This is a genomic window from Burkholderia sp. USMB20, assembly GCF_000949135.2.
Classification (GTDB): domain Bacteria; phylum Pseudomonadota; class Gammaproteobacteria; order Burkholderiales; family Burkholderiaceae; genus Burkholderia.
Genome location: NZ_JTAN02000012.1, coordinates 136,874 through 148,400 on the forward strand (window position 1 = coordinate 136,874; position 11,527 = coordinate 148,400).

Annotated in this window: 10 protein-coding genes and 1 pseudogene; 9 read left to right on the forward strand and 2 right to left on the reverse strand. The window is 62.5% G+C overall.

Translation table 11 applies throughout. The features are described 5' to 3' along the window. Positions 1-78: 78 nt before the first annotated feature. Complete coding sequence (locus tag PL79_RS13775) at positions 79-615, reverse strand: peroxiredoxin family protein (protein WP_044846739.1); 537 nt, start codon at positions 613-615, stop codon at positions 79-81. A 163-nt stretch (positions 616-778) separates the two neighbouring features. On the opposite strand from PL79_RS13775, the gene PL79_RS13780 reads away from it, so the two are divergent. Then, positions 779-1,351, forward strand: coding sequence for a hypothetical protein (locus PL79_RS13780; RefSeq protein WP_044846738.1), 573 nt, complete (start codon positions 779-781; stop codon positions 1,349-1,351). A gap of 334 nt (positions 1,352-1,685) precedes the next feature. Here PL79_RS13780 and PL79_RS13790 read toward each other — a convergent pair. After that, positions 1,686-2,561 (reverse strand): annotated as a pseudogene (locus PL79_RS13790) (YifB family Mg chelatase-like AAA ATPase); the annotation flags it as partial. A gap of 325 nt (positions 2,562-2,886) precedes the next feature. Between PL79_RS13790 and PL79_RS13795 the strand changes: the two are divergent. From PL79_RS13795 to PL79_RS13825, 8 genes are all read left to right on the forward strand, one after another. After that, a complete protein-coding gene (locus PL79_RS13795) occupies positions 2,887-3,156 on the forward strand; it encodes a hypothetical protein (RefSeq protein WP_044846737.1) in 270 nt (89 codons plus the stop codon). Positions 3,157-3,312: 156 nt separating this feature from the next. Next, on the forward strand, positions 3,313-3,873 hold the full coding sequence (locus PL79_RS13800) for a recombinase family protein (RefSeq protein ID WP_044846736.1): 561 nt from the start codon (positions 3,313-3,315) through the stop codon (positions 3,871-3,873). A 62-nt stretch (positions 3,874-3,935) separates the two neighbouring features. Further along, entirely contained in the window at positions 3,936-4,067 is a 132-nt protein-coding gene (locus tag PL79_RS36890; RefSeq protein WP_268906929.1) for a hypothetical protein, read from the forward strand. A 1,036-nt stretch (positions 4,068-5,103) separates the two neighbouring features. Next, on the forward strand, positions 5,104-5,808 hold the full coding sequence (locus tag PL79_RS13805; protein ID WP_044846735.1) for a hypothetical protein: 705 nt from the start codon (positions 5,104-5,106) through the stop codon (positions 5,806-5,808). 363 nt (positions 5,809-6,171) lie between these two features. After that, a complete protein-coding gene (locus PL79_RS13810) occupies positions 6,172-8,421 on the forward strand; it encodes a hypothetical protein (RefSeq protein ID WP_135801057.1) in 2,250 nt (749 codons plus the stop codon). Between the two features lie 131 nt (positions 8,422-8,552). Continuing rightward, a complete protein-coding gene (locus PL79_RS13815) occupies positions 8,553-9,500 on the forward strand; it encodes a ParB/RepB/Spo0J family partition protein (protein WP_044846733.1) in 948 nt (315 codons plus the stop codon). A gap of 285 nt (positions 9,501-9,785) precedes the next feature. Then, a complete protein-coding gene (locus PL79_RS13820; protein WP_082088628.1) occupies positions 9,786-10,865 on the forward strand; it encodes an AAA family ATPase in 1,080 nt (359 codons plus the stop codon). Next, complete coding sequence (locus tag PL79_RS13825) at positions 10,865-11,524, forward strand: DUF3226 domain-containing protein (protein ID WP_135801058.1); 660 nt, start codon at positions 10,865-10,867, stop codon at positions 11,522-11,524. Before PL79_RS13820 ends, PL79_RS13825 begins: the two co-directional genes overlap by 1 nt. Positions 11,525-11,527: the final 3 nt, after the last annotated feature.

Consider the following 11,527-nt stretch of genomic DNA (forward strand, 5'->3'; position numbering starts at 1 on the left):
CTGGCCGGTCGTGCGGTCCGTCATGTGGAGCAGGGCGCGGCGGGCGGCCCTGCGCGTCGTGTCGTGCGGAGGCGGCGCTCAGGCCGCGTTGCCGTCGAGCGCCTTCTTGAGCAGCGCGTCGAGTTCCGCGAATTGCGGGGCGCCGACGTAGCGCTTCAGGATCTTGCCGTCCTTGTCGACGACGAAGGTGGTCGGCGTGAGCTGCACGTTGCCGAACTGCTTCGCGACGCTGCCGTCGTCGAGCGCGACCTTGAACGGCAGCTGGCGCGTCTGCGCATAGTTCGCGACGTACATCGGCGGATCGTAGTTCATCGCGACCGCGACGAACTCCAGCCCCTGCCCCTTGAAGCGATTGTAGGTATCGACCATCTGCGGCATTTCCTGCATGCAGGTCGCGCAGCTCGTCGCCCAGAAGTTCACGAGGTAGACCTTGCCCTTCAGGTCGCCGGCCGTCGACACCTTCTGACCGGACAGCAGCGTGAACGTGGCGTCCGGCACGGTGGACTTGCCGTTGAACGCGAAGAAGCCGGCAACGGCGATGGCCGCGACGACGACGGCCGCGACGATATAGCGGGCGGGGCCGGTGCGGCGCTGGGCGGGAGGCGTGGTGTTCATCTGCGGTGCTCTCGGAGTCGGTCGATGACGCGGGTCGATGCAAAGGACGTCGAAATTCGGCAGTTATTTTAGCGCGAATGCGGCGCACGCACCGGCGGCCGCCACACATCCCGGGTGTCGGCTTCGGCGGATAATGGGCCTTTTGCCTGTCCCCATCACTGCCATGCCGAAGGAAGTCATCGATTCGTTGCGCCCCCTTTTTCGTCCGCTGCGACACTTCGCCGCGCTCGCGTGCGTGAGCGCGGCGCTGGCCGCGTGCTCGCCGTCATATGACTGGCGTACGCTGCACAACGACGCCGGCTACACGATCGACCTGCCGGCGAAGCCGACCGTCGAGAACCAGCCGGTGGCGGTCGGCGGCGCGTCGATGCCGATGCGGATGCAGGCCGCGCACGTCGACGGCGCGGTGTTCGCGGTCGGCACGCTGACGCTGCCCGACGACCGCGACGACACGCGCCGCGCGGCGCTCGAGTTCCTGCGTTCCGGGCTGTCGCGCAATCTCGAAGGCGTGCCGCAGACGGCCTCGGTGCCGGTGCCGCTCGCGGCCGGTGGCGCGGTGAACGGGCTCGAGCTGCGCATCGCGGGCGCGGCGAGCGGCGGCGACCGCTCGCGCAAGACGATCGTCGCGCGGCTCGTGGCGCGCGGCCGGCACGCGTACCAGGCCGTCGCGATCGCCGACGGGCCGCTCGCGCAGGAGCAGCTCGACCAGTTTTTCGGCTCGTTCAAACTCGACTGAACAGCGGCCGGCGCGGGCGCTCGGACACTTCATGACAATTGAAAGTTCATTCGCAGCTTTCGACGCTAATCGCCGGATTTTGCGGGGATTTTTCGGCTATCCACAGCGCATGTGGATAACTTTGTTGAAAAGTTGACCGAATCGCCCGCAAAGCCGCGCCGGACGGCCTTCCGGCGCATTTGACGGTTGGCCATTAATTTAGGAAAAATCAATAAAAACAAAGGGATACGAATCTCATGACGAAGAGGTGCCCGCGCCGGGTGATGAGGGGCCGGATTCGTGAAATTGTGCATAAGTCAAGTCTTGACAGTCATATTTTGTCCTCCGCGGGCATTCACAGTGCCGTGAGCGCACGCCGGTAGCGGATCGCCTCGGCGATCTGCGCGGCCGTCGGCAATGGGTCGCCGGCCAGGTCGGCGATCGTCCGTGCGACCTTCAACACGCGGAAATACGCGCGTGCCGACCAGCCGAAGCGCTCGCCGGCCTCGCGCAGCAGTCGCTCGCCGTCGTCGGTCGGCCGGCACAGGTCGTCGGTCTCGCGCCCGCTCAGCATGTGATTGGTCTTGCCCTGCCGGTCGAGCTGCAGCGCACGCGCCCGGGCGACCCGCGCGGCGACCGCGGTGCTCGGCTCGCCGGGCGCCGTCGCGCGCGACGCGAGTTCGGCCGGCGATAGCGCGGGCAGGTCGATCTGGATGTCGATGCGGTCGAGCAACGGCCCCGACAGCTTGCGCAGATAGCGCGTGGCGAGCTCCGGGGTGCAGCGGCAGCGCCCGGACGGATCGCCATGCCAGCCGCACGGGCACGGATTCATCGCGGCGATCAGCTGGCACGCGGCAGGGAAGTCGGCCTGCTGCGCCGCGCGCGAGATCGTGATGCGGCCGACTTCCAGTGGCTCGCGCAGCATCTCCAGCACGTGCCGGTCGAATTCGGGCAACTCGTCGAGAAACAGTACGCCGAGGTGCGCGAGCGTGATCTCGCCCGGCTGCGGCGGGTTGCGGCCGCCGACCAGCGCGGCGGCGCTCGACGAGTGGTGCGGCGCGCGGAATGGGCGCCGCCGCCAGTGCGCGGGCGAGAAGCCGATGCGGCTCGCAGAAAGGAGCGCGGCCGACGCCAGCGCCTCGTCGTCGGTCAGCGGCGGCAGGAGGCCGGGCAGCCGCGCGGCGAGCATCGACTTGCCGGCGCCGGGCGGCCCGATCATCAGCATGGAGGGACGATGAGACCCGACCGGAAACGCCCACTGGAGGCCGCGCCCCTACCGGGGGTGGCCCCTTTGGAGAGTAAGGCCCCCCTGTTCTGCAGGGACCCCCTGGGGTAGGTAGGGGGTACCTTGCGAAATCCAAACGGAAATCTCTGGCGGACAACTCCACTCACGCGACCTGAACAACAACAACGGCGACTCGAGCTTTACCGGAGTTTTTGAAGTGCCCTGAAACGCCGATAGGGGGGTACCTCAGAAAGCGCCGCCCGAAATAAATCAGCCAAGTGAAACCCGCGCCGCCAGCACGGATGCGGACCAAACACCGACGAGACCAACCATGCTCACCATCATTGTCGTTCTGCTGTTCCTGATCCTCCTCGCGATTGCTGCACCGTCCCTGTTGCTCAGGCTCGCTCTGGTAGTCGCGTGGCCCTTGGACCTACTGCTGAACCTTGGTCGCCTGACGCTCCTGGTGCTCAGTCTTCCATTCTTATTGGCCCGTAGCGCCAGCGCGTTCTTGTACAAGCACATTGGCTGGGTGTTCCTGGGTGTCTTGGTCCTGTTTGGGATCGAGCTGTTCGCCACCTTCATGCAACACGCCAACTGAGAAGCGCCAGCGGGCACTGTCAGACCAGACTACACCATGACCTGACGTCAGGCGCATAGGCGGAATGTGTCAGGTCGAAGTTGTTTTCCGATTTGCTTGACACTCTGTCGACCACATCTTAGACTTCGTCCTGACACTTACCAACGGGAGCAGGACATGAGCAAGGGGCAACGCATCGGGTACCGCAGGGTTAGCACGGTCGACCAGAACACGGCCCGCCAGCTTGACGGTATGACGTTTGATGCCGAGTTCACGGACAAGGCCAGCGGCAAGGACACGAAGCGCCCCCAGCTTGAGGCCCTCATGCGCCACGCTCGGTCTGGAGATCATGTGTATGTCCACTCAATTGACCGCTTGGCACGGAACACGGCAGACCTCCTGCAACTGGTCGAAACGCTGACCGCCAAGGGTGTAGCGCTGTCGTTTGTGAAAGAAGGTCTCAACTTCACCGCAGACCGTGCGGACCCCTTCCAGACCCTCATGCTGTCGATGCTCGGGTCGGTGGCTCAGTTTGAGCGGGCGATCATTCTGGAGCGGCAGCGCGAGGGCATCGCGGTAGCTAAGGCCGAGGGGAAGTACCGGGGCGGCAAGGCCAAGCTATCGGCCGAGCAGGTAACGGCGATGCTGGCCCGGGTGAACTCGGGGGAACCTAAGGCCCAAGTTGCGCGGGACTTCGGCATCAGCCGCGAGACGCTGTATCAGTACCTTTCGAAGTAACCCAGGGGGCCGCGAGGCCCTCGGAAACACCAACAAACCACCAACCAAAGAAGCAAGAACGAATGGACCAGAACGTTTACACCATCATTGACGGGGCAGCAGCAGCAGCGCAGGACGAAGACATTTGCTATGTGATTGACGCGGGGAATGAGGCCGAGTGGTCGGAAGACATTTGCTATGTGATTGAGCAATAACGGCCCGGTATAGAAGACCAACGACCACCTAGCGGCCCTTCGGGGCCGTTTTGCATTTAGTCGCCACTGCAACAAGAGAAAGGCCCTGGTAATACTTATTGCGCTTTTGCAACATGGCTTTTCGCCAGTCGGACGGGCTTTCCTCGGTACTCTCCGATAGCGACCAATAGTAGAAAAATATGCTGCATATTGGCTGATTTGAGGAATATTCAGGTTTCCGCGAATCTCTAATTTTTCTGCTTTAGAAACAAGGACATGGAATTTATCCTCCTGTAAGAGAAGAGGCCGCGATTGTCAGAGAAGAAAATTTCCCTTCTGCCAAGCGACCCGGTGAATTTGTCGCCACTTATGGAAAAGGCAGCCGAGCGCCGAGGCGATTACCGGGGACTCCAAGGCCGAGCGCAACAGCGGCGGGTTTAGTCGACACCATCCTAAGAACGCCCCGGACCCAGGCGGAATTACCCACTCGTATAGAAGGCCTCTCGGAACCCTACGGGACGCGGCGAGCCAATTAGGCCGTACTTAAAGAAGGAAGACCGCCACCACGGGTGCCCACGTTTTAAGCAGCCTTTCCGCTAGGAGCCATTCGCGGCCCTAAGCCTCACCCATCCCCCAATCAATCACCGCCAGCCCGTTCCCGGTCCCCATGCGGACCCGCGCGGAGGCATTCGCACGCCCGTAGCAGTCACGCGCCCGAGCCTTGGCGACATTCCCATCATTTTTTGCTGAATCACGCACCAAAAGGAGCACCAATGAACACCCGACAGACAAACCCACCGACCGCGACGCAAGCGCCGGTCGTGCGCCCTTACGCGAAACGCGGGACCAAGACCTCAGCTCGCGAAGCGGCCCGCAAGGCGGGTCAGAAAACGTTCACGTTCACCTGTCACAAGCACGGACTCACGGCCTTTGGGACCGCTGGACAAGGCCATTGTCGAGCATGCGCCGCAGATCGTAAGCGAGACGCCTACGAACGCCAGAAACGAGCCGAGCTGGCAGCAGCGAACACCACCTACGACACCAACGGGTAACGACCATGAAGACCACGAAGAAAGCAGCAGCAGCACGCGCCAAAGCGGTCGGCCTGAAGACGTTCCAATGGCGCTGCCAGCAGCATGGCAGGACCGCCCACTATACGAGCAACGGCAAGTGCGCGACGTGCAAGGCCGCACTAAGCGCTAAGAAGTACGCAGAGCGTGTTTCAACGCCAGAGGGCCGCGAAGCACACAACACGCATCAGCGGGCGTACCAGCGGAGCTTGCGCAATACCAGCGCCAGCTACAGAGGCAACGGGCGCGAGAACCGCGCGGCGCAGGCCTACTGCAAGGCCACAGGCGGCAATCTCCCGGCCAGCTATAACGCCGAGCGTGAAACTCTCCGGGCATTCTATGCAGCTCTGCCCGAGGGCCACCACGGCGACCACAGGACGCCCAAGGTAGCCAAGGATCACCAGGGGAACCACGTCGCCAGCGGTCTGCACACGTTGAGCAACCTCAGGGCAGTCCCTGCCAAGCTCAACCGCATGAAGGCGACGCACTTCGATCCCGACAATTTCCGCGACCAAAGGCCCGCCAACGCGTTCCCCGGAGGCGCTTGGGACCCTGAGCTGACCGAGCGGGAGTGGGCGCGGGTCGAATTGTTAGTCCGTCGATACGGTTGCGACCGGGACGCCTCCGTCCGAACCATCCAAGCGCAGGTTGCTCGCCAGCGCGAAACCTACCTCCAAAACAACGCAGCCTAACCACACAACACCATGCCCGATCAAACCGATATTCCCGCCCCCCAAGCCCCGTTACATCCTCAGTATTCCTTAGGGAAGTGGGCAGCCTTCGCCCCCGCAGGATACACCTCGCCCACGGTCGACACCCAGCCCGCAGGCGATGACCCAGCAGCCAACGCGCCTGCCCAGGTCCAAGCCGCACAGTCGAGCGCCGCACCCGCACCCACGGACCTCTCGACAGTCCCGGTCTCCAAGCTTCTAGCCGCCTATCAGCGAGCCTCAGCGGCCAAGGACTCGGACGCCATGGGCCAACTCTCGGATGCCCTCGGACCTCGGCTGGTGGACGGTCTCCAGCGAGCGCAGTCGGCTAACGATTCAGACGCCGTGAGCCAGATTCAGGGGATGATTGCCCAGATCGGCGGAGCCGGGTCGCCGCAGGCGCAGATGCACCCCGCAGGCGTAGCCGCAGGAAGCCCTCCGACGGCCGCGCAGGCTCCAGGGCAGGCAACCCCACAGGGCATCCTATTGCGGCCCCGCAGTCCCACGGCACAGCCGCAAAGAGCGCCGTTAGCGGTCGCAGGGACAGCCGACAACGTAGGCCCCCCGGCCTCAGCCAAGAATCCGACCCTGGGCGAGGCCCTCGGGCAGTTCGCGAACCAACTATGGCAGCATCCGGGGTCGACGCTTTCGAATATCGGCAGCGCAATCGCCAAGGGGGCGCAGCAGATTGGCCACGGCCTGGAAACAGCTCCGCTCCACACGGTGGACTCAGCGGTCCGAGGCGCGGCCGACGGTCTCACCTTCGGCGCAGCAGACAAGCTGGCAGCTTTGGCCGAGTCCGTCCGTAACGGGACCTCCTACCAGGACGAGCTGCTGAAACAGCGACAGCAGGACCAAGCGGGCGGGGCGGCATTCACGGCCGGTCAACTCGCTGCGCCACTCGTCCCAGGAGCCGGCGCAGTCTCGCTGGCAGGTAAAGCAGCCGAGCTTGTGCCGACCGCTAGCAAGATTGCCCGTATGGCAGCGGGGGCGGTCGCTGGCGGTGTCGAGGGCGGGGCCAGCTACCTGGGCCACAACGACGGGCAGCAGAACCCGGACGACCTCAACACGGCGATGACGCTGGGAGCCGCAGGCGGCATGCTCCCCGGCCTCTTCACGGGTCCGACCCAAGCCCAGCGGGCCGCTCAGTTCCTCCAGGACACCGCAGCCGCCCAGGCAGCGGCAGGACCGAAGCCCGGTCTCGTTGCGAGCGCCCTAAAGCAGCTTGGGACCCTGGGGCAGACAGGGGCGGAAGCGAACGCCGGGACCATGGCCGCAGCCCAGCGGGACGCCGGGATCATTCAGGACCTTAGCGCCCTGCAGAACCGAGCGACCCAGGGCGGGGCCAAGCTGGGAGCAGCAGACGCGAACGCACTGGCCAACGGATACGCCCAGCAGGCCGGGGCGAACGTCCGCCAGCTTGTCGGTAACGGTGTTGTCGACCAACAATCCGGCAATCAGTTGCTCGGGGCGCTCCAGGGCGCTCGGGGTCTCAACGATGCTCAGGTCGCCGGGATTCGAAATATGCCGGGATTGCCCCAGGGCGTGGGGGATGCGGTAGCGGACGCGATCCAGCAGAAGCAACGAACCCTTGCGATTACGGCAGCGGTCCCGGTGTCGAGCAACCCGCTCCTGAGCGTGGCCCGTATGGCCGTTGATAACGGAGCCTTGCATCTCATCCCTGGTATCGGTCCGCTCCTGAACCTCAAGTCGATCCGCGAGGGAATCACGGGACTCCTCGGGGGCCGCGAGAATCGCACGGCAAACATCGCCAGCGCAATCGGACAGGCAAACAACGCGGGAGCGTTCTTGGCCCAGCAGGGACCAGGGCAAGCGGTCCAGAGTGCCGCAGGACTGGCACAGATGGCCCGGAGTGCCCAAGCGGCGCGAGCAGCGGCCCAGGCGTCTCAGCAGGCAGCGGCAGTGAACACCCAGGCCGGCGCGTTCATCGGTCGCGGGATGCAGGCGGCAGCGGCCCAGCGGGCAACCTTGGCCCAGGGACCCGCACAGCGGCTGGCAGCGGCCCAAGCAGCAGCCCAGGCAGCAGCGGCCCAGCAGCAACGGAACACGCTCCAAGCTGCTACCCGGATGCCGCTGGGCGGCGGATACCAGACCCTCCTCCAGGGCGGGCAATCTGGTCTCAACCTCACGCCGCAGCAGGCCAACGCAGGGCTTCGGATCCTCTCGAATCACCCGGTGCTTGGTCCCATCGCGAACGAAATGCGGCAGACGGGCGGCGTGGCAGATCCGACGCAGTTCTATGCGCTGCAGAACGGGCTTAGGGGACTTCAGAGCAACGGAGCAATTCCACAGACCGCGTCCCCGGCACTCCAGGCCGCGCAGTTCGCACAAGCCCCCACGGTTCGCAACCCGGCAGCCTATGCCGCAGCCGTCAGCCGCAATCAGGCGATGGTCGACCACGCAGTTGCGAACGCTCCCAGCCCGCACCTTGCGTCCGTGGCTCATCAACTCGGGGCCACCAGCTCCCCTGTAGTGAAACAGCAAGCGATTAATGCCGTGATGAAGAAGGCGTCCCCGTCTGAACGCTCCTATCTCACGACCTATGTAAAACCGCTGGTCAATTACGGTAAGTGACGAACCCAGCAACCCTAGCAGCGGCGGGCCTTAGCGCCCGTTGCACCCACTACACAACTCCTCACCAATCCCGAAGCCCCTTGGACCCGAAATTTCGGGTTCCTCTGGGCGTCATATCGAGATACAAAAACATGCCAAACCCCTTGTCAGATAAGGCCCGCAAGCCGCATGAGTGGACTGCGGCCGACCTCGGAATTTTGCAGATTCAGTGGAAAAAAAGCGCCCCTGAGACCCTGTCCGTCCCCCTCAAAAAGGTGCTGGTCTGCCCGAAGGTATTCCAGGTACGCGACCTCCGCACCAAGTCGAAAGCCGGTATAACTAACAACGACCATGTAACGAAGCTGGCGGAGCGCCTGGACAAAGAGACCGACTTAGACCCTATCCTGGTCCTGCCCATTAGCGCTAACCGGTTTGTTATCGTTGACGGGACGCACCGCAGGGCCGCATATGACCGCAGGCAGCGCCAAAACATCCCCGTGCGGGTCTTTACCGGGACGCTGGACGAGGCCCGAGTGGCCGCAGGGCGCAGCGACAACGCGAAGAAGCGCCTTGAATGGTCCTCAGCGGAAAAGTCGCAATACCTTTACCAGCTCATCCTGGAGCGCCTGAGTGCAACCAGCGACAAGCGCATGACCCACAAACAATGTGCCGAGGCCGCAGACAGGACCCCACGTCTGGCCGAGCATATGGAGCGGTTCATTCGGCGCTGTACGGATGCGGGCCTCCCGATCCCTGAGAAGTGGAACGGCGGCGCGTGGGCAACGGACGAGGGCGAGTCTGAGAGCGCCGAAGAGCGCATGGCCCGACAGTTCGCTGAGAAGCTGCGGAGCGCCCTGGGACCCCTCAGCTCCAAGGCGAAAGCGCGGGCGCTTGGGATCGCCCTGGGCCAATACACGGAACGTGCGGGCGAGGTCGCCATGGCCCTGGTCGAGGACCAGGGACTCCAGGAGACGGTCGTAGAGGGGTTTGATGAGATGGTCGCAGAACAGGCCGAGGAACACCTGGAGGCCCTGCAAGCCGAGTTGGCCGCGCAGGAGTGTCTAGCAGGGCTGTCTGCAGCCGTGGGCGCTGGGTTCTAATCACACAACGGCGCGGCTGCCTTGCTCACCCACACCGCCCGCATCTCCAGCGGGTATCCCTTGCCGTAGTTCGCGCCCATGCCCGGGGTCTTGTGGCCGGTCATAGAGGTACCGTGCGTGACCTCGGAAGCGACTGGCTGTAGATTGAAACTTCCCCTATATGAATCCTGCCCGGCTGGCGGCCGCTATGCGCCCAATCGAACGGACACACAATCTCCCTAGAATAAGGCACCCGCGCCGCCGCTCGCGATATCCGGATACACTTCCGAAAAACAAGGAGAAAACGTGCTCAAGAGTGTCGTTATCGAAAACTACAAGGGGCTAGAGCATCTCGAGGTGCCGAATATGGCGTACTTCAACCTCGTCGGGGGGCGGAACGATGTCGGCAAGTCCTCCTTGCTGGAGGCCATCTTCGCGTACTTTGACCGCGTCAACCCCACTGCGCTTTTTAGTCATTTGGGGTGGCGGGGCATAACTACGGTCGCAGGAACCCCGGAGAATCTTTGGGGACCGGCATTCAGCCAGTTCGATCTAAGCCGAATCATGAGCATCGCAGGCACCGATACGAACGGGATTACCGATATAGTTACATTCCGTCTCGACAGGAACCACGTTCGCCCTACGGCTTTCACCCCGTTCACCGGCGGAGTTGCAAACATAGGTACTCTCAAGAGCGAACCTGGGCAGGTTGCGCTTGCGGTTCGCGCGAAGCGCGGCACAAAGACGCTGCAGGAGACTTTCGTTACTTTCAATGCCGGCGGATTTTCGGCAACCGGCAGCATTCAAGAAAGTCAAGCAGCGCAAGCCGCCTATTTGACTATTCCTGGACGCCTCAATGATGCGAATGGACCTATTCGTTTGACGCAATTGGATTCCGAGGGAAAGACCGACCAAGTCTTAGCGGCGGCAAAGCTGATCGAGCCGAGAGTTGAGGGGTTGAGTGTCGGCGCGGGATTGAATGGAACAACGTTTATTAACGTCGCGATTAAAGACTTGCCGAAAAAAGTCCCATTATCGTATTTGGGATCGGGCGTCTCTGTTGTGGTAAACGCAGTTCTTGCGATACTAACAGCGCCGGGCGGCATGGTCCTGCTGGATGAATTGGAAGTTGGCATTCATCATAGCTCGCTGGAAATCGTCATCAAGGCGCTGAGTGAGGCCGCTTTCAGTAGCAAGTGCCAAGTTGTAGCGACGAGCCACAGCTATGAGTGCATAAGAGCCGCCTTTAATGTCTTCGAACAGTTTGATGAAAAGCGGTTTGCCTATCATCGACTTGAAAGAAACAAAGAATCGAGAGTTGTGGCAAAGACCTATCCCAAGGAAGCATTAGCCTATGCCCTTGATAGCGAATGGGAAGTTAGATAATGACTCGACCGAAATCAAAGAAAATCTCAAAACAAAAGGTCTTGCTGGTCGAAGGGCGCGATGAGGAGGAACTCATTAACAAAATCCTTCGCCGTGCGGATAGAACTGATGTCGAAATTTTCCAAAGCGAAGGGAAGGACAACATCAACCGGGCCATCGGTGCGATGAAGTTCTTCGAGGGTTTCGATGATGTTACGCATTTTGGTGTCATTCGCGATGCTGATGGCGATGCGAACGCCGCTTTCACAAGCGTCCAGCATGGGCTGCGGCAACACGGATTGCCTATGCCAGACGCCCCGAGCAACCCGAATACAGTGGGAGCTTTGACGACCTCGGTGCTCATTTTGCCGGGCAACGGACAGCCGGGCATGCTGGAGACGCTGGTTTGGCGCACGGTTGAAACCACCCAAATTGCGCAAGAGGCGGAAACCTTTCTTACACGATGTCGGGGAATCCTCCCACCCGCAGACAACGGTGCGAGACCGGATGGGCCAGACGGATGGCGTGCGCCTAGAAATGTCGACAAGGCACGCATTTGCGCACTACTGTCGACAATGATCGACCCGCAGGGGCGTATGGGAATCGCTGCGCAGCAGAACTACTTCGACTTGCAGCATCAAGAACTCCGCCCGCTGACGGACTACATTGCGGCCCTGTAGCCG

Bases quoted from the DNA above. Each gene is read 5' to 3' on its own strand.
- PL79_RS13775 (WP_044846739.1), bottom strand. From the start codon at position 615: ATGAACACCACGCCTCCCGCCCAGCGCCGCACCGGCCCCGCCCGCTAT.
- PL79_RS13780 (WP_044846738.1), top strand. From the start codon at position 779: ATGCCGAAGGAAGTCATCGATTCGTTGCGCCCCCTTTTTCGTCCGCTG.
- PL79_RS13795 (WP_044846737.1), top strand. From the start codon at position 2,887: ATGCTCACCATCATTGTCGTTCTGCTGTTCCTGATCCTCCTCGCGATT.
- PL79_RS13800 (WP_044846736.1), top strand. From the start codon at position 3,313: ATGAGCAAGGGGCAACGCATCGGGTACCGCAGGGTTAGCACGGTCGAC.
- PL79_RS36890 (WP_268906929.1), top strand. From the start codon at position 3,936: ATGGACCAGAACGTTTACACCATCATTGACGGGGCAGCAGCAGCAGCG.
- PL79_RS13805 (WP_044846735.1), top strand. From the start codon at position 5,104: ATGAAGACCACGAAGAAAGCAGCAGCAGCACGCGCCAAAGCGGTCGGC.
- PL79_RS13815 (WP_044846733.1), top strand. From the start codon at position 8,553: ATGCCAAACCCCTTGTCAGATAAGGCCCGCAAGCCGCATGAGTGGACT.
- PL79_RS13825 (WP_135801058.1), top strand. From the start codon at position 10,865: ATGACTCGACCGAAATCAAAGAAAATCTCAAAACAAAAGGTCTTGCTG.